General features: G+C 45.1%; 17 protein-coding genes, 2 tRNA genes and 5 pseudogenes. 3 read left to right on the top strand and 21 right to left on the bottom strand.

The features are described from left to right. Window positions 1–4: 4 nt before the first annotated feature. The 12 genes and pseudogenes from JEU20_RS13465 to JEU20_RS13410 form a co-directional block, all read right to left on the bottom strand. Window positions 5–259, bottom strand: coding sequence for a LapA family protein (locus JEU20_RS13465; RefSeq protein ID WP_198246645.1), 255 nt, complete (start codon window positions 257–259; stop codon window positions 5–7). A gap of 22 nt (window positions 260–281) precedes the next feature. Beyond that, window positions 282–587 (bottom strand): integration host factor subunit beta, encoded by a 306-nt coding sequence (locus JEU20_RS13460; protein WP_198246644.1) that lies wholly within the window; start codon window positions 585–587, stop codon window positions 282–284. A gap of 57 nt (window positions 588–644) precedes the next feature. Then, the gene (rpsA, locus tag JEU20_RS13455; protein ID WP_198246643.1) at window positions 645–2,312 is read right to left on the bottom strand and encodes a 30S ribosomal protein S1; all 1,668 of its coding nucleotides are present in this window, start codon (window positions 2,310–2,312) and stop codon (window positions 645–647) included. A 102-nt stretch (window positions 2,313–2,414) separates the two neighbouring features. Beyond that, on the bottom strand, window positions 2,415–3,095 hold the full coding sequence (cmk, locus tag JEU20_RS13450) for a (d)CMP kinase (protein ID WP_198246642.1): 681 nt from the start codon (window positions 3,093–3,095) through the stop codon (window positions 2,415–2,417). Further along, the gene (aroA, locus tag JEU20_RS13445; RefSeq protein ID WP_198246641.1) at window positions 3,092–4,396 is read right to left on the bottom strand and encodes a 3-phosphoshikimate 1-carboxyvinyltransferase; all 1,305 of its coding nucleotides are present in this window, start codon (window positions 4,394–4,396) and stop codon (window positions 3,092–3,094) included. The genes cmk and aroA overlap by 4 nt, the downstream gene beginning before the upstream one ends. Before the next feature lie 2 nt (window positions 4,397–4,398). Next, complete coding sequence (locus JEU20_RS13440; protein WP_198246640.1) at window positions 4,399–5,274, bottom strand: prephenate dehydrogenase; 876 nt, start codon at window positions 5,272–5,274, stop codon at window positions 4,399–4,401. Further along, a complete protein-coding gene (gene hisC / locus JEU20_RS13435) occupies window positions 5,267–6,376 on the bottom strand; it encodes a histidinol-phosphate transaminase (RefSeq protein ID WP_198246639.1) in 1,110 nt (369 codons plus the stop codon). The genes JEU20_RS13440 and hisC overlap by 8 nt, the downstream gene beginning before the upstream one ends. Continuing rightward, complete coding sequence (gene pheA / locus JEU20_RS13430) at window positions 6,376–7,461, bottom strand: prephenate dehydratase (protein WP_198246733.1); 1,086 nt, start codon at window positions 7,459–7,461, stop codon at window positions 6,376–6,378. Before pheA ends, hisC begins: the two co-directional genes overlap by 1 nt. Before the next feature lie 4 nt (window positions 7,462–7,465). Then, a complete protein-coding gene (gene serC / locus JEU20_RS13425; RefSeq protein WP_198246638.1) occupies window positions 7,466–8,545 on the bottom strand; it encodes a 3-phosphoserine/phosphohydroxythreonine transaminase in 1,080 nt (359 codons plus the stop codon). Next, window positions 8,545–11,121 (bottom strand): DNA gyrase subunit A, encoded by a 2,577-nt coding sequence (gene gyrA / locus JEU20_RS13420; protein ID WP_198246637.1) that lies wholly within the window; start codon window positions 11,119–11,121, stop codon window positions 8,545–8,547. Before gyrA ends, serC begins: the two co-directional genes overlap by 1 nt. Before the next feature lie 414 nt (window positions 11,122–11,535). Continuing rightward, window positions 11,536–12,202 (bottom strand): annotated as a pseudogene (locus JEU20_RS13415) (IS5 family transposase); the annotation flags it as partial. Between the two features lie 262 nt (window positions 12,203–12,464). Further along, window positions 12,465–12,541, bottom strand: a tRNA-Met gene (locus JEU20_RS13410). A 337-nt stretch (window positions 12,542–12,878) separates the two neighbouring features. On the opposite strand from JEU20_RS13410, the pseudogene istA reads away from it, so the two are divergent. Then, window positions 12,879–14,422, top strand: a pseudogene (gene istA, locus JEU20_RS13405) (IS21 family transposase). Then, a pseudogene (istB, locus tag JEU20_RS13400) lies at window positions 14,379–15,148 on the top strand (IS21-like element helper ATPase IstB). Before istA ends, istB begins: the two co-directional pseudogenes overlap by 44 nt. On the opposite strand, the pseudogene JEU20_RS15985 reads toward istB, so the two are convergent. Then, window positions 15,118–15,440 (bottom strand): annotated as a pseudogene (locus JEU20_RS15985) (hypothetical protein). The pseudogenes istB and JEU20_RS15985 overlap by 31 nt on opposite strands. A 64-nt stretch (window positions 15,441–15,504) precedes the next feature. Here JEU20_RS15985 and JEU20_RS13390 point away from each other — a divergent pair. Further along, window positions 15,505–17,060 (top strand): annotated as a pseudogene (locus JEU20_RS13390) (IS3 family transposase). Between the two features lie 51 nt (window positions 17,061–17,111). On the opposite strand, the gene JEU20_RS13385 reads toward JEU20_RS13390, so the two are convergent. From JEU20_RS13385 to ihfA, 8 genes are all read right to left on the bottom strand, one after another. Further along, on the bottom strand, window positions 17,112–17,552 hold the full coding sequence (locus JEU20_RS13385; protein ID WP_245395260.1) for a DDE-type integrase/transposase/recombinase: 441 nt from the start codon (window positions 17,550–17,552) through the stop codon (window positions 17,112–17,114). After that, a complete protein-coding gene (locus tag JEU20_RS15385) occupies window positions 17,489–17,818 on the bottom strand; it encodes a helix-turn-helix domain-containing protein (RefSeq protein ID WP_245395259.1) in 330 nt (109 codons plus the stop codon). Before JEU20_RS15385 ends, JEU20_RS13385 begins: the two co-directional genes overlap by 64 nt. After that, window positions 17,772–18,302 carry a transposase gene (locus JEU20_RS13380; protein ID WP_198246635.1) on the bottom strand — a complete coding sequence of 177 codons (531 nt, stop codon included), beginning with the start codon at window positions 18,300–18,302 and terminating at the stop codon, window positions 17,772–17,774. The genes JEU20_RS15385 and JEU20_RS13380 overlap by 47 nt, the downstream gene beginning before the upstream one ends. A 33-nt stretch (window positions 18,303–18,335) precedes the next feature. Beyond that, complete coding sequence (locus JEU20_RS13375; RefSeq protein ID WP_198246634.1) at window positions 18,336–18,884, bottom strand: SAM hydrolase/SAM-dependent halogenase family protein; 549 nt, start codon at window positions 18,882–18,884, stop codon at window positions 18,336–18,338. After that, the gene (ttcA, locus tag JEU20_RS13370) at window positions 18,884–19,777 is read right to left on the bottom strand and encodes a tRNA 2-thiocytidine(32) synthetase TtcA (RefSeq protein WP_198246633.1); all 894 of its coding nucleotides are present in this window, start codon (window positions 19,775–19,777) and stop codon (window positions 18,884–18,886) included. The genes JEU20_RS13375 and ttcA overlap by 1 nt, the downstream gene beginning before the upstream one ends. Window positions 19,778–19,846: 69 nt before the next feature. Beyond that, window positions 19,847–19,923: transfer RNA gene (locus JEU20_RS13365), tRNA-Pro, on the bottom strand. 75 nt (window positions 19,924–19,998) lie between these two features. After that, window positions 19,999–20,352, bottom strand: a complete 354-nt coding sequence (locus tag JEU20_RS13360; protein ID WP_198246632.1) for a MerR family transcriptional regulator — start codon at window positions 20,350–20,352, stop codon at window positions 19,999–20,001. Further along, window positions 20,336–20,632, bottom strand: a complete 297-nt coding sequence (gene ihfA / locus JEU20_RS13355; protein WP_198246631.1) for an integration host factor subunit alpha — start codon at window positions 20,630–20,632, stop codon at window positions 20,336–20,338. Before ihfA ends, JEU20_RS13360 begins: the two co-directional genes overlap by 17 nt. Window position 20,633: the final 1 nt, after the last annotated feature.

Raw genomic sequence — 20,633 nt, 5'->3', positions numbered from 1 at the left:
AATCCTATTCAGCGTGTTTTTCTTTAGCCAATTGACGACTCAACTGACTGTATTGAGCTTTCAGCTTCATGATATTAACCATGGCAACCAAATAGCCAATAATGATGCCACCAAATAATTCTACGGTCAAAGCAACCGTCAAAGGTAAGGAAATCTTAAAGAAGTAGAGATTGATCTCTACGCTTTGAAAATTAAGAACAGAAAATACCAGCGCAACAAAAAAGATTGAAATAAATACAAGTGTTGCCAATAATTTCATACGTTTTGCTGCGCCAATAAAGTTAATCGATTATTTTGTATTTCTCACGAGAGGCATCGACTCGATCACGCAATTCCTTGCCTGGCTTGAAGTGTGGCACAAATTTTTCAGTTAACGAAACAGACTCACCCGTTTTGGGATTACGCCCAATTCGTGGTGGCCTGTGATGTAACGAAAAACTGCCAAACCCGCGAATTTCAATCCGTTCACCACTTGCTAATGTTTCACTCATCTGATCGATGATACATTTTACGGCCAATTCCACATCTTTCAATGCCAAATGTGGTTGTTGTCTGGCAAGTGCTTCAATTAATTCTGATTTTGTCACAGTCTATTCCGAAAAAAGAAAAAGAGGTATGACTTAAGCCATACCCCTTTCCAGGCATTATTTTTCGATCTGTTGCTTGAAAAGATCACCTAAAGTCGCTGAACCAGCCGCAGCTTGCTGACTGTAATCCTTCAGTGCATTCTTTTCTTCTTCCTGATCTTTGGCTTTAATTGACAAAGAAATCGTTTTGTTTTTCTTATCGACACCGATAAATTTAGCTTCGATTTCATCACCAACATTCAACAACGTCCGTGCATCTTCAACACGATCACGCTGAATTTCAGATGCTCTCAGGTAGCCTTCAATATTGTCACCGAGTTCGATAACAGCTCCTTTGGCATCAACCTCTTTAACCTTACCTTTAACCAGGCTGCCTTTTTCATGCGCTACAATAAAGTTCTGGAATGGATCTTGCTCTAACTGTTTAATCCCTAAAGAAATACGCTCACGCTCTGGATCGATGGCCAGAATGACCGTTTCGACTTCATCACCTTTCTTGTATTTACGAATGGCTTCTTCGTCGCTCTCATTCCAGGAAATATCAGAGGTATGAACCAAGCCGTCAATACCGCCTTCCAGACCAATGAAGATACCGAAATCGGTGATTGATTTGATTTTGCCAGTGATTTTATCGCCTTTTTTATGCAATGCAGCAAATTCATCCCATGGATTCTGGCGACACTGTTTCATACCCAGTGAAATCCGACGGCGTTCTTCGTCAATTTCCAAAACCATGACTTCAACTTCGTCACCCAGTTGGACTACTTTAGCAGGATTGACGTTTTTGTTTGTCCAATCCATTTCAGAAACGTGAACCAGACCTTCAACACCTTCTTCAATTTCAACAAAGCAACCGTAATCGGTCAGGTTGTTGACCTTGCCGAATACACGGCTGCCAGCAGGATAGCGACGGGCAATATTTTGCCATGGATCTTCTTCCATTTGCTTCATACCCAGTGAAACACGGGTTTTTTCTTTGTCGAATTTAAGAACCTTAACTTCGATTTCCTGGCCAATTTCCACACACTCGGAAGGATGACGCACACGACGCCATGCCATGTCGGTAATGTGTAACAGACCATCGATGCCGCCTAAATCAATGAATGCACCATAGTCGGTCAGGTTTTTAACGATACCTTTAACGACTGCACCATCTTCCAGCGTTTTCATCAACTCTTCGCGCTCTGCACTGTATTCTTTTTCAACAACAGCACGACGTGACAATACGACATTGTTACGTTTTTGATCGATTTTGATGACTTTAAATTCCAAGTCGCGACCTTCCAAGAAAGAAGTATCACGAATGGGGCGTACATCAACCAGAGAGCCTGGCAAGAACGCACGCAAGGCGCCAACAGCGACGGTAAATCCACCGCGCACTTTTCCGTTGATACGCCCGACAACAGTTTCGTCATTTTCAAAGGCTTTTTCCAACTCAGCCCAGGCTTTGTTTTTCTTCGCTTTATCACGGGAAAGAATGGTTGACCCCAATCCATCTTCAAACAAATCGAGCGCAACCTCAATTTCGTCGCCGACTTCAACTTCCAGTTCACCATCCGCATTCAAAAACTGCCATTTCGGAATGATACCTTCCGATTTAGCCTGAGTACTGACAATAACGTACTCATTTTCGATATCAATTACGGTACCTTTTAACATTGCACCAGGACGCATTTCCGTCTTGGCCAAACTCTCTTCAAATAATTCTGCAAAGCTTTCGCTCATTGTTTCTTTCCCAAACCCGTTTTAAAGCAAACAGGCTTTAATCAAATATATAAAGTTAAAAAAAAGCAGCCTGGAGCGTCCAGACCTCCCCAAAAGTCAGTCTCATTCAATTGCTGAGCCTGACTGACGAATCAAATCCATTACCTTCGCAATAACCTGCTCTATCGTCAGGCCAGAAGAATCAATACATAACGCATCTTCAGCTGGCCTTAACGGCGCAGTTGCGCGTTCTCGATCACGACGATCACGCGCCTCTATCTCACTGGTAATCTGACAAAGGTTAGCATCTATTCCTTTTTCAATCAACTGTTTATATCGCCTTTTTGCCCGTTCCTCAGCGCTGGCCGTTAAAAATACTTTAAACTCAGCATCGGGAAATACGACCGTTCCCATGTCCCGGCCGTCGGCAACCAAACCCGGCGCACGCTTGAAATCCTTTTGCTTTTGTAGTAGCACAGCACGAACTTCGGGATAAGCGGCAATAATAGAGGCCGTATTACCGGTCGTTTCCGTCCCGAGTTGGGCAGAAATATCTTCGCCATTCAAGTTGACCTGCAAGTCATCATCTTCGCAAATAAATTGCAATTGAATATGGCCTGCAAGTTCAGTAATGGCGGCAATATCATCCAATTTCAAGCCTTGCTTTAACACTGCAATAGCCAATGCTCGGTAAATTGAACCGCTATCGAGATAATGCCAACCTAACTTTCGAGCAATAGCACGACTCACCGTTCCTTTACCTGCCCCGCTTGGCCCATCTATGGTTAAAACAGGGATATTCATGTCAGATTCAGACCTAATTCTGTGACCAATGTTTTAAATTCAGGAAATGATGTATTCACATTTTGGCAATCCTGAATCGTAATCGTATCGTTAGCACGCAGCCCGGCGATAGAAAACGCCATCGCGATTCTATGATCACCATGCGAATCAACCGTACCGCCACCTATTTCAGATTGGTTAATAATCATGCCATCCTCAGTCGGCGTCGCATCCACACCCAGGGCCTGCAGGCCATCGGCCATCACCTGAATCCGGTCAGACTCTTTAACCCGTAATTCTTTCGCCCCGGTCAAACGAGTCTGCCCTTCGGCACAAGCCGCTGCGACAAATAATACCGGAAATTCATCGATAGCCAGCGGCACCAGTCGCTCAGGAATATCAATACCTTTTAGCTGGCTTGATCGAACACGAATATCGGCCACAGGCTCTCCGCCCACCGTCTTTTCGTTGAAGACTTCGATATTCGCCCCCATCATTTTCAAAATATCGATGACACCGGTGCGCGTTGGATTGATACCGACATGACGCAAGGTGACATCGGAATTAGGTGCAATACTGGCACCGACCAGAAAAAATGCGGCCGAAGAAATATCGCTAGGCACATCGATATCACAGGCTTTCAAGCGACCATTGGAATCGATAATCGCTTTATTGCCTTCCCGTTTGACCGGATAAGAAAAACCATTTAGCATGCGTTCGGTATGGTCGCGAGTCGGCGCCGGCTCGGCAACGACGGTTTCGCCTTCGGCGTACATTCCGGCCAGCAACAAACAGGATTTCACCTGCGCGCTAGCAACCGGCATATCATAATGTATCCCCTTCAGTTTGCGGCCGCCTTTTATTTTCAATGGTGCAGTGCCATCTGCCTGGGTCTCGATTTCGGCCCCCATTTTAGCCAAGGGTTCAGTCACCCGCCTCATCGGACGTGATTCCAACGATGCGTCGCCGGTTAAAATGGTATCGAAATCCTGGCCCGACAATAAACCGCACAACAAACGCATGGAAGTTCCGGAGTTGCCCAGATATAACGGACCTTCCGGCTGTTTCAAGCCATGCTTGCCGACACCATGAATCGTGACTTCGCCGTTTTCAGGGCCTTCGATTTCAACACCCATGGCACGAAACGCTTTCAGCGTCGCCAAGGCATCTTCGGCTTCCAAAAAACCTTTGACATGTGTGGTGCCGTCGGCAATCGATCCCAGCATAATGGAACGGTGAGACATGGATTTATCGCCTGGCACACGGATACTGCCATTAAGGCTACCACCGGGTTGTACTGTAAATGTAATTTTTTGAGTCATTTCTATGGTTTTAACTGATCAAGAAAACGTTGCCTTGCCTGATTGGCATAGGTAAAAATTTCGGCGAGCTGCTGACCATCGTCGTCAGCCAGCAATTTTTCTATTTCGCCCAATTCAAGCTGTAGCTGTTGAATCAGCGGTATAATATGTTGTTTATTAGCCAGACAAATATCTTGCCACATCGTTGGATCGCTAGATGCTATGCGAGTAAAGTCCTTGAAACCACCAGCTGCATAGTTAAAAATTTCTTCCTGCTCATCCTTTCTGCCTAACAAATCGACCAGCGCAAAGGCTAAAATATGCGGTAAATGGCTAGTGGCCGCCAACACTTTGTCATGATGATCCACATCCATTTCAGACACATCGGCGCCCAAGCCCTGCCAAAAACGACGCACTTTATCGATCGCCCAGTCTGCGTTATTCGGCAGCGGCGTCATAATGACACGTTTGCCGTTAAATAAATCGGCGCGACCGGCATCGACCCCGCTGTTTTCAGCACCGGCAATAGGATGGGCTGGAATAAAATTAGCCGGCACGGTGTTGAATACATTTTCGGCAGCCGCAACAATATTGCCCTTGGTGCTACCGACATCGGTGTACACCGCATTTTCATTCCAAACCGATTTCAATGCTGTTAATACAGCTTCAACCGCCCCGACCGGTGTTGCAATAATGACACAATCGGCAGCATCGACGGCTGTTTTTATATCGGTGGAAAACGCATCAATCACGCCCAGTTGTTCCGCGCGTTGTAAATTGCCCTGATCCTGCTCTCGGCCAAATGCCACGATGTGCTGACACAGACCATTCTGCCGCGCAGCCCTCGCTACAGAACTGCCAATCAAGCCAACACCGATGAGGCAAAGCTTATCAAACATGATTTAGAACGTCTCTTAACGCTTGAATAAAAAAGCGATTTTCAGCGTCGGTGCCGATACTGATGCGTAAGAAAGTCGGCATACCATAATTAGCCACAGGTCGGACAATCACACCTTTTTTCAGTAACGCCTGATAAATCGGCTGGGCATCACGGCCAAAATCGACCGACACAAAATTACCCGCCGATGGAATCGGGCTTAATCCCAGTGTATCAAAAACCTCTGTCAACAGCTGCATACCCGCATTATTGGTGGCGACGCTATGTTGTAAATAATCTTGATCCTGTAAGGCCGTTTCTGCCGCGACCAGCGCTAGCGCATTATTATTAAACGGCTGCCTGACCCGATTTAACAAATCACTCATTTCAGCCGAAGCCAGACCAAATCCGACTCGCAAACCGGCCAAACCATAAGCTTTTGAAAAAGTCCGCGTAATCAGTAGATTGGGATAACGCGCTAACCAGGCGATAGAATCCGCGCGTTGTGCAGGATCAACATATTCATAATAGGCCTCATCCAAAACACAAATAACATGTGCCGGCAAACTGGCAATAAATTCTTCCAGTACATCGGCCGTCAATAAGGTTCCTGTCGGATTATTGGGATTAGCGATAAACACCAGCCGTGTTTTATCGTTTATATGCGCCCGCATCGCGGTCAAGTCATGCCCATAATTACGCGCCGCTACCTCTTGCGCCTGTGCACCGACAGCCTGCGTGACCAACGGATAGACGGCAAAAGCATGTTGAGAAAAAACGACATTTAAGTCCGGCGTTAAAAAGGTTCGTGCCACCAACTCCAGTATCTCGTTCGAACCATTCCCCAGGGTAATCTGGTTAAGCTCTACACCATATTTTTCAGCCAGTACGGTTTTCAGCTTAAACCCATTACCATCAGGATAGCGTGTTATTTCAGGTAAGGCTTGCTTAATCGCATCAGTCACCCGAGGACTTGGACCTAATGGATTTTCATTCGAGGCAAGTTTGATGATTTCACTTAAGCCCAGCTCCCGCTCCAGTTCTTCAATCGGCTTTCCTGGCGTATAGGGAATCAATTTTTGTATGCCCGGCAAGGCCAGGTCGAACACGCTTGAGGTTGTCATTAAATTGCTGCCTTAGGGTATGACCCCAAAATCTTCAACACCTGTACATTGTCACGTAACTGCGCCAATGCTTTTTTGACCGAATCATCCTGTTGGTGGCCATTGATATCCATAAAAAATACATACTCCCATAATCCTTGTCGTGAAGGACGCGATTCAATATGTGACAGACTGATACCATGTTCGGCAAATGGCCGGAGTATTTTATATAAGGCGCCGGATTGATTACCCGTCGAAACCAGAATTGAGGTTTTATCATAACCTGTAGAATCCGGCTGCAAGGTGCCGATGATAATAAAACGCGTAGTATTGTTACAATCATCCTCAATATTCTTTTCCAAAATATTAAGTTGATAAATTTCTGCCGCCACCGAACTGGCGATAGCCGCTTTGCCTGGCTCGAGACTGGCCAAGCGGGCCGCTTCTGCATTGCTGCTGACCGCCGTACATGGCACACCGGGTAAATTGGCCGACAACCATTGCCGACATTGCGCCAACGATTGCTGATGAGAATAGACCTCGGTAATCTGCGCCAATTTTTCCATCTTGCCCATCAGATTATGATGCACGCGTATTTCAACTTCCCCGCATATCTTCAATGAGGAGCCCATAAACCGATCCAGCGTGTGCGCAATGACGCCTTCGGTAGAATTTTCGACTGGCACTACACCAAATTGGTAATGCCCGTTTTCTACCGCATTGAAAATCTCACCGATGGTAGCGACAGGAATATCTTTGACCGCATGACCAAAATGCTTAAATGTCGCTTGTTGGGTAAAGGTGCCTTCCGGCCCTAAGTACGCCACTTCCAGTGGTTTTTCCAAGGCTAGGCAGGCCGACATGATTTCACGAAAGAAATATTTTGCCGTGTCATTGGATAACGGCCCCGGATTGAGCTGTTCGATCCGGCGCAACACCAAAGCCTCTCGATCTGGACGATAGAAACTACCGGTTTCGCCTTGCGCCAACTTGGTTTTAGCAACTTCCATCGCACACTGCGCACGCTGATTGATCAGTGTCAGAATCTGCTCATCCAATTGGTCGATTTTCTCGCGTAATTGTGAAAGCGGGATAATATCCGTCATCGGCTTAATGCGTTCTCTCAAATTCCTGCATGAAATCAATCAAGGCATCGACACCCGCTTCGGGCATGGCGTTATAGATACTGGCACGCATACCGCCAACCGAACGATGACCTTTTAAGCTGCTTAACCCGTTTTGCTCGGCCAGGGCCAGAAATTCTTGATCTAGACTACTATCGGCCAAAACAAAGGGGATATTCATCCGCGAACGATAAGCCTTATCCACCGGATTACTATATAAGCTGGACTGATCGATAGCTTGATAAAGCTTATCGGCCTTACGACGATTGATTGTTTCCATTGCCGCAATACCACCTTGTTGCTTCAACCATTTCAAGACCAGACCGACTAAATACCAGTTATAAGTCGCTGGCGTATTCAGCATGGAGTCATTGTCGATTTGCTGCTGATAATTAAACACCGGCGGCACACTGTCGCGAGTACGGCCCAATAAATCTTCGCGCACAATTACAACCGTCACCCCCGCAGGCCCCATGTTTTTCTGCGTGCCGGCATAAATCAGACCAAAGCGACTAACATCGACCGGGCGGGATAAAATATTGGACGACATATCCGCCACCAAGGGTAAATCACCGACATCGGGAATATCCTGAAACTCGACACCATGAATGGTCTCATTACTGGTGTAATGCAAATAACCGGCATCGGCAACCTGTTCCCAATCGGCGACATCCGGAATCGTTGTATAATTACTGTCCTTAGCATCGGCAACAACGGTTACATCGCAAAAACGTCCACCGTCTTTAATCGCTTTTTTAGACCATGCACCGGTATTGACATAACAAGCTTTGTTTTCATCGCCCAAAATATTCTGCGGAATAAAGGAGAACTGTGCTGTCGCACCGCCCTGTAACAAAGCGATTTTATGACTCTCTGGAATCTGCATTAAATCACGCAAATCCTGCATCAGCTCTTGTGCGATTGACATAAACTGTTTGCCGCGATGACTCATTTCCATCACCGACATACCGGTTCCACGCCAATCCAGCATTTCTTCCTGTGCTTGTTTTAAAACGGCTTCCGGCAAGGTTGAAGGGCCGGCGCTAAAATTAAATATCCGCGACATTAGTCATGTTCTCCGTCGTTGCTTTCATCAGGTTGTTCTGTTTCATCGTCAGGCAAGGCATCGATGCGATCAACACCGACCACTTTCTCGCCTTTATCCGGTTTAATGACGGTAACTCCCTGTGTATTTCTGCCCATCACTCGAATTTCGCTCACCCGAGTTCGAACCAGCGTACCACCATTGGTAATCAGCATGATTTCATCATCGTCATTAACCAAAACCGCACCCACAACCGCGCCATTGCGCTCAGAGGTTTGAATCGCAATCAAACCTTGTCCACCGCGTTTATGTAAGGTAAATTCCTCCAGTCGCGTACGCTTGCCATACCCATTTTCAGTGACAATCAGTACAGTACCTTCGCTAGCGACAATCAGGGAAATTACTTTTTGCCCCGGCTGTAACCGAATGCCGCGAACACCGGCGGCTGTCCTGCCCATTGAGCGAACATCACGTTCATTAAAACAAACCGCCTTACCATCGCTGCTAAACAATAAAATATTCTGTTTGCCATCGGTAATGTCAACCCCCACCAGCGTATCATTCTCGCGCAAATCAATGGCAATCTTGCCATTCGCGCGCTGCCGTTCAAACTCCTTTAATGGTGTCTTTTTAACCGTACCCGCGGCCGTTGCCATAAAGATATATTTATCCGCACTATATTCCCGCACTGTCAACATGGCATTGATTCTCTCGCCTTCTTCCAGTGGGAGTAAGTTGACAAATGGTTTGCCACGAGACGAGCGGCTGGCCACCGGCAACTGAAAAACTTTCAACCAATACACCTTACCGGTCGAGGAAAAACACAAGATGGTATCGTGGGTATTGGCGATAATCAGTTTTTCAACAAAATCCTCTTCTTTCGTTGCCGTCGCCGATTTACCGCGCCCACCCCGCCGTTGCGCTTTGTAATCATCTAATGGTTGAGACTTCACATAACCTTCATGAGACATCGTCACGACCATGTCTTCTTCGGTAATCAAGTCTTCGGCCGTCAGATTCAAATAATCCTGAATGATTTCGGTGCGACGTTCATCACCATATTTCTCCCGCACCTCTTCTAGCTCTTCGCGAATGACTTCCATCAAACGCTCATCACTGGCCAGAATATGCAGATATTCATCAATTTGTTCTAGCAGTTGCTTGTATTCGTTGATGATTTTATCTTGTTCAAGACCTGTCAAACGATGCAGCCGCAACTCCAGAATCGCCTGGGCTTGAGCTTCAGATAATCGATACAAGTTATCGACCAACCCAAACTCGGCCGGCAAATTCTCAGGCCGGGAGCGCGCAGAATCGGCTCGATCTAGCAATGCTGATACCAGGCCGGGTTCCCAATTTCGCGCTAACAAACCCTTTTTGGCTTCGGCCGGCGTTGGTGATGTTTTGATCAACTCGATCATTTCATCGATATTGGCTAAAGCGACCGCCAGCCCTTCTAAAATATGCGCACGCTCCCGTGCCTTACGCAAATTATAAAGGGTCCGCCGCGTGACAATTTCACGCCGATGATCAATAAACGCAACCAGAATCTCTTTCAGATTCATTAAATGTGGGCGGCCATGATGCAAAGCCACCATATTGATACCGAATACGGTTTGCAATTGGGTTTGCTTGTACAAATTATTCAGAATGACTTCGGGCACTTCCCCACGCCGTAATTCAATCACCATGCGCATGCCGTCTTTATCGGATTCATCACGCAGGCCGGAAATACCCTCGATTTTGCCCTCTTTGACCATTTCGGCGATTTTTTCCAGCAAGCGTGCCTTGTTAACCTGATAAGGCAGCTCGGTCGTAATAATCGCTTGTCGACCATTACTACCGATTTCTTCAAAATGGCAGCGTGCGCGCACATAAATTTTGCCACGGCCAGTGCTGTAGGCATCATAAATTCCGGATGCACCATTGATAATACCGGCTGTCGGAAAATCTGGCCCAGGAATGATGTTAATCAGCTCAGCAATGCTTAAATCCGGATTTTCAATCAGCGCCAAACACGCCGTAATCACTTCTGTCAGATTGTGAGGTGGAATATTGGTCGCCATACCGACTGCAATACCGGATGATCCATTGGCTAACAAGTTCGGAATCCGGGTCGGCATAACCGCAGGTTCTGTCTCCGAGTCGTCATAGTTGGGAATAAAATCGACGGTTTCCTTGTCTAGATCCGCTAGCAACTCATGCGCAATCTTTGACATCCTGACTTCGGTGTAACGCATCGCGGCGGGCGAATCGCCATCGACCGATCCGAAATTGCCCTGTCCGTCGACCAGCATATAGCGCAACGAAAAAGGCTGCGCCATTCTGACAATGGTGTCATAAACCGCCGTATCACCATGCGGATGATATTTACCAATAACATCACCCACCACACGGGCCGATTTTTTATACGGTTTATTCCAATCATTGCCCAGTACATGCATAGCATATAAGACACGCCGATGAACCGGCTTCAATCCATCCCTGACATCTGGCAATGCCCGGCCAACAATGACACTCATGGCATAATCCAGATAAGATTGCTTCATCTCATCTTCGAGATTTACAGGTACAATTTCTTTTGCGAAATCCGACATAACTCCGTGGCATCCAAAAACAGACATAAACGCTTAACGCGCAAAACACCTCATGCAACCCAAGTAAAAGCCAATAGTGTTGAATCTGTTCGTTCAACACCCTGTACAGGGCGTCCTTAAAACACCTTGACAGCTACGCTAAGGCCTCACTCGCTCACATAGAAATAGGGTAAAAAATCCTTTTGATTGTACCAAATTTTGCCACTTTAGTCGAAAACAGAACATGACTTTAATCCTGACACTAGAGCACGCTTACGGCGCATGCCACAAATAGCTTTTAATGCGGCTCAAAAGAGTATATTGGTGCGCACTATACGCCTTAGAGATAATAGTTACGCTTATTGACAATCGCTTAAAATCGTTATGGCCTACTAGGGGCTGTTGCCATTTCACATAGGTAACCATAAAAAGGCGCATCGCTCTGAAATGCTTAAGTCTTGCAAACACATTTTCAACGAGATGGCGATATTTGTAGAGACACCAATCCATTTCATCATTTCCCCGAGTTGAATTCTTTTCTTGGGATAACAGGAACAGCCCCTTTGTCTTTAATTTGAAGACGTAATGCTTCACTGTCATAGCCTCTGTCAGCAACTATATAGTCACCTTTTGGGAGCTCTGCAACTAATTTCGGTGCTTCTTTACAGTCATGAACTTCGCCGCCTGTCACTGAGAAATGAATAGGAAGACCACAGGCATCAACGGCCATATGAATTTTACTGGTGTTCCCGGCGACAGATTTCCCTATCGCTGTTTCTTGTTCACAGGCCGCACCACTACTATGCTGATGTGCTTTCACAATACTCCCATCAATAAATTCCCATTCCAGGTCTGGATCAACAACCAAGGCGTTAAAAATACCCATCAGTTTTTCTTTACGAGACCAGTCATTGAATCGTTTATATACCGCATTCCAATTACCAAAAGCCGTGGGTAAATCTCTCCAGGGACAACCTACTCGCAAGCGATAAAAAATACCTTCGACTGTTTTTCGAAGACAAGGTTTGTCATAAATTCCCATTTTCAACATAATTATCTTCAGTTTCTCCCAAAGTTCATCCGTAAGCATTTGTCGGGGCATAGTTTGCTTGTTTTTGAGTCAAAATAAACAATCTATGTGGCGGAGTTATTGAATTTCAAGGGGATTTTCAAAACGGCAACAGCCCCTAGTTTGTATGCAAATGTTACCTAGAAACTGGAGTTTACATGAGGCCGAAGAATTTCGAACATCCGCCAAGCATAAATGGCCGTGCTGCGGTCGATCTTGAATACGATCTGAATAACAAAACATTGAGGCAATAAAAAGCCTGGTTCCTATACGATAAGAACCAGGCTTTAAAATTTGGTAGCGGGGGCAGGATTTGAACCTACGACCTTCGGGTTATGAGCCCGACGAGCTACCAAGCTGCTCCACCCCGCGATTGATTCGAGTATTATAACCCTTTTTTTTAATTTGGCAAGGTTTTTGCGTAATTTTTCTCAACGCCGATCACTCAAACCATTTATGGTATTTACGTTTGATTTTGGCGATATCAACCTTCGGCTCTGGAAATGACATGTCCAGACTCTCCAAAGTTTCGACAACAATCCTTGATATTGCAAGATTACGGAACCATTTATGATCGGATTGTTAATGGCCATTTAAACTGAGCCAAAACTGGCCATTAATATTGAGCCACTTTTCCAGACTTTCTTTTTTATATTAAAGCTGTAACAGTCCCTCTATTTATCTAGGGAACGTTATGAAGGAGTGGATCGTGATTCATCAGATCAAAGCATTACACAATCAAGGCAATGGTTTATCGAAGCGTAAGATTGCCAAACAATTGGGTGTTTCTCGCAATACCGTCAGTAAATATCTCAACATGCCAGAAACAGAAATTACTGAGATATTGTCCGATACCGATAGAACTAAGAAACTAGATGAATATCGGGACTACATTATTCAACTGCTGCAAACCTATCCCGATTTATCAGCGGTTAAAGTGTTACGTAAACTGAAGGCCAAGGTTGAAACACTGAGCGTGTCAGATCGTTCTGTCAGACGCTATATTCAAGCACTGAAGCAAGAAATCAGTTTTAAGCAAGCCCGTTACTATGAGCCTGTCATAGATATGGTGCCTGGCGAACAATGTCAGGTTGATGGCGGTGAACTGCGTGGCGTGATGATTAATGGTGTTGAAACCACCGTTTATTTAATGGTCTTCGTATTGTCTTATTCTCGTTTAATGCATGTATCTTTATCAAATAAGCCGATTAATACCGAGATGTTGATCAAACAGCATGATGTCGCCTTCCGTTATTTTGGCGGCATGCCTGAGGAATGTGTTTATGATCAAACTAAACTGGTGGTTATCAGTGAAACCTTCAGGGAATTAAACCTTAATCAGCTTTTTTCAGTATGCAACCGCCGCTGGATTTCGTATTCATGCCTGTGAAGGCTATGACCCAGAAAGCAAGGGCAAGGTTGAAGCAGGTGTAAAGTATGCCAAAAACAATGGGCTCTATGGTGAAAGCTTTGCCAGCTGGCATGAATTAGAACAGTATTTTTCTGACTGGTTGGATAATACCGCTAATCAACGTGTTCATGGCAGCACAGGTAAAAACCCAGAGAATATTATGATCAGTCAGAACAGGCTCATATGCAGCCTTATTTGACACCTTCCTGTATAGCGTCTTATTCAGCAAGTACTGTCGCTACACGTAAAGCCGATAAAACAGGACTTATCGCTTGGCAATCAATAAATACTCCGTGCCGATGGCCTATCAAAGTGCCCGTGTCGGTGTCAAAACCGAAACAGGTCAGTTAATCATCAGTGATTTAGAAACAGGTAACAAAATTGCTGAACACCTGATCAGCATCGAGAAAGGTCAAGTCATCAAGAACACCGATCATTACCGTGATAAAGCCCAGAGGATAAAAGACTTAGAAGCTGAGCTTTTACACATTTTAGGTGACACAGAGCAGACTCAGGCTTTATGCGCCTTACTTAAAACGACCTCACCCAAAATATATAAAGACCAGCTTTTGGGCGCTAAACAAATAGTCAGCGCGTATTGCAAACAATATGGTGCTATTGAAGCAGAACATTTATCACGATTGATCAATACACCGCGCTTAACAGCAACAGGGTTAAGAGAACGTCTGCTGGCTTTCCAACAAAACCCAGAGAAAAATAACGACTCACAGAGTCAGCAAGTCACACAGGATCAAGTTAATCAGGGTAATAGTGCATTAGCGCATTATGCTGCGCTAAATGGCCACCCTGGCGGTCAAGGAGAGAGCCATGTCATCCATTGATCAGGTCACCCAGAAATTCCGAAGCCTACGCATGTCAGCCATTGCAGAACATCTTGAGCCGTTATTAAGCCAAGCTGAGGCAAATGAAAGTTCTTATCTACAGTTTGCACAAAGTCTGGTTGAGTATGAAGAAAATCAACGCAACAGTAAACGTATTGAACAAAACAGACGGCGATCAGGTTTTCCCTTGCATAAAAGCCTGGAAGAGTTTGACTATCGCTTTCAGACCACGATCAGCAAGCGTGAAATGAATAGCCTGTGTGACTTTAACTTTATTGATAATCGAGATAACGTCGTCTTTATCGGGCCGCCAGGTGTGGGTAAAACGCATCTGGCTATTGGTCTGGGGCTTAAAGCGATTGATGCAGGCTATAAAGTCAGCTTCAACACGGCTTTGGCTCTTATGGAAATATTGGAATTAGCTGAACTCAAAGGCGAGTTGAAAAGAAAATCAATCAGCTACTCAAATTTGATGTGTTGATCATTGATGAGCTCGGTTATCTACCGATGAATAAACAAGGTATGCACAACTTGTTTCAATTGATCAATGCGCTCTATGAATACCGCTCAATCATCCTGACAACCAACAAAGAATTTACGAATTGGGGTGAGTTCTTTTTCGACAACAATGTGGCCGTGCCGATTGTAGATAGGCTCATCCATCATTCACACATTTTTATGCTGGGAGGCGAAAGTTATCGACTGAAATCTAAACTTAACAAATAACTATTTCTCTGGAAAAGTGGCTCAATATTAATGGCCGAAACTGGCTCAATTATTTTGGCCGTTGACACGGATGGAATAACAAACCAAGGCGCTTGCACTGAACTACAGTGCTGTAAGGCATCTTGATAGGCTTGTTGATAATCTGCCCAGTATTGCCGTTCGCTATAATCCGATTCACTTATTTTCCACCAACGATTAGGGTCTTGCAGGCGTTTTTGAATCGATTGAGTTGCTCTTCGGGACTGATGTGTAGAAAAAACTTTAATATAATCGTGTTATTTGTTACTAACAACGCTTCAAATTCCCCCTATGTCAACATACCTGTCGCCTAGGAAATTTTAAATCAGGAGACAAAAATGAGCGTATTTAGCCAAGAATTTAAAGTACAATCAGTAGAAAAAGCATTATCCAGAAGACCAGAACAATCGCTAAAGCAAATTGCAGTTACTTTAGGTGTGGGTTACTCCACACTTCAAAAATGGATTCGGTTAGCTAAGAAAAATCAACTCGAAAAACAGAGTCAAACATGTCAAAAGAAAAAGCCCTCAAGATTGGAATACAGTAGAACGTTTTGAAGCCATTGTTCATTGTCATCATCTCACCGATGATCAGGCTAGCGCCTATTGTCGTGAACAAGGCATCTACTTACATCATCTAAATACCTGGAAAGCGGAATTTTGTCAGAATCTAAATCAACAGAATCCGTATATAAACAGGCGCAAACAAAACTCAAACAAGAAAACAAGCGTTTGCATAAGGAGCTAAACCGCAAAGAGAAAGCGTTATCAGAAACAGCGGCTTTACTGGTGTTATCAAAAAAGTGCCAAGCGATCTGGGGGGAAAAGGCGGCCGATTAATCGCCTACTCAGATCGCCAACACTACAGCGCACTCATTGATGAAGCCGTTGACAATGGAGCGCGGCAGAAATTAGCCTGTGAACTGGTGGGTATATCAGCTCGAACCTATCAGCGTTGGAACCGGGGAGAAGGACTCTCAGAAGACCTACGACTGCACAATACAGCGCCTGTGCACAATCAATTATCCGAGGCCATCAAGCAAGAAATCATCACCGTGATTAATAAACCGGAATACAGCGCTTTAACGCCGCATCAAATCGTTCCGAGGTTATTGGATTTGGGCTGCTATCTCGCATCAGAATCAACCTTTTATCGTGTCATGAAAGCCCACAACCAGCTTAAGCACAGAGCTAAAGGAGCCGCAGGTCAGCATAATAAACCGCAGTCACTCAAAGCCACACAGGCCAATCAAATCTACTCGTGGGATATTACGTATTTATTAAGCCCCGTCAAAGGGCAGTATTTTTACCTCTACATGGTGATGGACATCTATAGTCGGAAAATCGTAGGCTGGCAAGTTCATGATGCCGAATCAAGCGCACACGCTGCTGATTTGATCGAAGATATCGCTCGCCGGGAAAACATCGACAAAAAGCAATTGGTGATACATTCTGACAACGGCAGTCCGATGAAAGGCGCAACATTAAGGGCCAAATTGGTCGATTTAGACATTGCCACGTCGTTCAGCAGACCTCGTGTCAGTAATGATAATCCTTATTCAGAATCGTTATTTAAAACAGTCAAATATCATCATACCTTTCCAGAAAACCCTTTTAAAACATTAAGCGAAGCCAGGAACTGGGTTGAAGCTTTCGTTTGTTGGTTCAACAATGAACATCAACACAGTGCGCTCAAGTTTGTAACACCCAACCAACGCCATAACGGCTTAGACAGCGCCGTACTCGAAAAAAGAAAACGAGTCATCGAGCAAGCAAAAAGAGACAATCCAGAGCGATGGAATGGACGACAAACACGAAATTTAACGCCCATTGGCCATGTTTATCTTAATCCGGATAAGGAAAATTTCAACACAACAGAATGTCAAGCAGCTTAATAAAATTCATTTCGTAAATTATTGCAAAAAATGCGACAGGTTGGTTGACATTTAGCGCCGACTGAGTGAAGTCGCTACCCCCAGTTTTTGCAAGGTTGCCAGCATGGTTGCGCCTTTCATTGGGCTACCGTTGTCAGAATGCAAAACCACCTGCTCGCGTTGAATGCATTCACGTTGGCAGATATCGGTGATGACATCGGCCGCATACTGACTGCTTTCTTCCTGGTAGACCTGCCAGCCGACAATTTTACGGCTAAAGATATCCATAAACAGGTACAGATAAAAGAACTGTCCTTTGACTTGCGTTGCCAGATAGGTGATATCCCAAGTGTAAATCTGATTGGGCGATGTTGCGGTCAAGGCTTTCGGTTTGCTGCGCGAGCTAGGTGTCCGACTGGTATGCCGGTGTGATAATTGATTGGCCTCCCTTAAAACTCGATAAAAACTGGATTCTGAAGCAATATATTGACCACGCTCGGCCAATATCGGCACGATTTGATGCGGCGTACAGTCTTTAAATTCGTCCGAATTAGCGATAGCAAGTATCTCGGCTCGTTCCTCGTCACTGAGCTTATGGCTCGGGGTAAACTGACGCTGTGTCCGGCCATCGACGGATAGCGTTTCAGTTTTTGCCAACGCTGCAAAGTGCGTAAGCTGATGCCGATGATCTCGGCGGCTTTTGATTTTCTTGCGCCCAGGCCGACGGCTTCATCAAAATATTCCAACCATTGTTCGCGTTCTGCAAGAGAAATCATCACGCCTTTTCCTCCCAGAACGCTCGGCACTTTTTGGAGCACCAATAAGGCGGCGGCTTCTGCCAAGGCCTTTTCCTTGCGATTTAATTCTTTTTTCCAGTTGTTTTATCTCATCCCGTAAAGACTTGTCTGATCGGGATTTTCCTGATTGTTCTGCTTTGTCGGTTTTCTTGATAAACTCGTCTTTCCAAACATCAAGATGATGCGGAAATATACCGTGTTGACGGCAAAAGGCATTTAACGCCTCACCTTCTAAAGCGACGCTTTCCATTAATAAAGCAAAACGCTCTGCCATTGACCAGTCAGCTGGGCGTTTATTCATCGGGGTGTCTGTCATAGGCGTTGTACGAGGTTTCTTTAGCCAGTTTTTAAGGGTAAACAAGTTTACATTCAATTCATCAGCGATACACTGTATCGTTTTATCACCACGTTGCAATACTTTTGATATGGCTTGTTCTTTAAATGCTTTACTATAACGTTGGGACATCGTTTTATTCCTCTGTTTTAATAGAGGCGACAACTAGTCTGACACAGGGGGGTATCGAATCCCGGTCATCGCATTGCCATAATGATCAAAATAGATAATTTTTTTCAAATCGTCGGGATAAGCTGAGCAATCGGGCGGCACAACAGGCCGCAACAGACCATCGCTTTGTTGACAGGCAATCTTCGCTGCTACCGGCGCAAAAATATCCCTACCATGAAAACTCAGTGAACAATATTCAGGCCGATAAATAATTTCGAACCATCGACAGCTTTTAGCCTGCTTGGCCACTCTATTGAATAAGCCATTATCTGGACCGACAAAATACTGATTATCCGCTTTAAGCACAAGCGCCCGTCTATTGCCACCTACACCAGGGTCGACCACACACAAAAATACCGTTTTTTTAGGGAACTGTCGACATAAGGCACACAATAAATAAGCGCTTAAAAAAGGGTTGGTTTTAGGGGCATTGTTCAGTAACGATATCACGCGCACATCAGGCGCAATCGTATCGATCACCGCTTCCATCTGCCCTGTATAAATACCTTCTGATCCAAAATCAGTAAACAGGGCGATCGCCATTATTGCTCCAAAATATCCAGCCCCGTCTGATCCGTAACGGGAATATAGGAATCAACTTCCTGCTGCGCATCAAATGCATAGGGTTTACGTTCACCAGAACGATCGATTTTAAGATTTTTAAAATCGAATAAAGCATTATCAGCCAGTTGCGAAGGCGCAATATTTTGAATTGCCGAAAAAATAGCTTCGGTGCGCCCGCCTTTTTTATCCCACTCTGCCAGCATAGCCTTAATCGCCTGCCGCTGCAGATTTTGCTGTGAACCGCAAAGATTACACGGAATAATCGGAAATTCCATCAAATCGGCAAACCGTTTAATATCCTTTTCTCGACAATAGGCCAGAGGTCGAATAACGATATTACGCTTGTCATCGGATAATAATTTTGGCGGCATAGCCGATAATTTAGCCCCATAAAACATATTCAAAAACAAGGTTTCCACAATATCGTCTTTGTGATGACCCAAGGCTATTTTGCTAGCGCCAATTTCCTCAGCAAACGAATACAAGGTTCCGCGCCGCAAACGTGAACACAAACCGCACGTCGTCTTACCTTCAGGAATCTTGTCCTTGACGATGGAATAGGTATCGCGATTGATAATATGGTATTCGATACCTAAACCTTGTAAATATTCAGGTAACACATACTCAGGAAATCCCGGTTGCTTCTGATCCAGATTTACAGCAATAACATCAAATGAAATGGGCGCACTTTTCTTAAGGCTCATCAAGATATTCAGCAAGGTATAACTGTCGGCACCACCAGAAAGGCACACCATCACCCGGTCACCAGACTCAATCATCCTGTAATCTTCGATTGCTTGACCTGTTTGCCGACGCAAGCGTTTTTGCAGCTTATTGAAATTATATTTCGCTGAACCGGATAGTGTTTTCATGGATACAAAATGACTGAAACATCAATGATGTTTAGTAAAGAGAGGTCTATTCAACTTAACCCAAAAAATTGGTCGGGACGGCGGGATTCGAACCCACGACCCCTACACCCCCAGTATAGTGCGCTACCAAACTGCGCTACGCCCCGAGTTGAATAGGATACAACGGCATCGTACGTTGCCGAAGACGCGGAATAATAGCATATTATTCCGCTGTTGTCAGATTACTTGAGCAATTCCAAGATATCTTCTAGCTCACCTATCATCTGATGAACCAGTTGCCGGGTGCGAATAGAGTCTTCTTTGGCATTATCGCTGGATAAATGCGCGCGTGCGCCACCGATGGTATAACCTTGCTCGTATAACAAAGCGCGAATCTGCCGGATCATCAGCACATCATGTCGCTGATAGTAACGACGATTGCCGCGCCTTTTAACTGGCTTCAGTTCGCTGAATTCCTGCTCCCAATAACGTAAAACATGGGGCTTTACCGCGCACAACTCACTGACTTCTCCAATGGTAAAATAGCGTTTTGCCGGTATCGGCGGTAATTCGTTATTATTACTGGGTTCCAGCATAAGACTCCACCCTGGCTTTAAGTTTTTGACCCGCTCTGAATGTTACCACGCGCCGCGCGGTAATGGGAATCTCTTCCCCTGTTTTTGGATTCCTGCCGGGACGACTGGCCTTGTCGCGTAATTCAAACTTACCAAAACCGGATATTTTCACCTGCTCGCCTCTTTCCAGGGAAGCTTTTATTTCTTCAAAAAAAAGCTCCACCATCTCTTTGGCTTCACGCTTATTCAATCCTAATTCATCAAACAATCTTTCTGAAAAATCGGCTTTTGTTAATGCCATA

This window comes from methane-oxidizing endosymbiont of Gigantopelta aegis, assembly GCF_016097405.1.
Lineage (GTDB): Bacteria > Pseudomonadota > Gammaproteobacteria > Methylococcales > Methylomonadaceae > Methylomarinum.
This window is presented reverse-complemented; position numbering and strand designations above follow the sequence as displayed.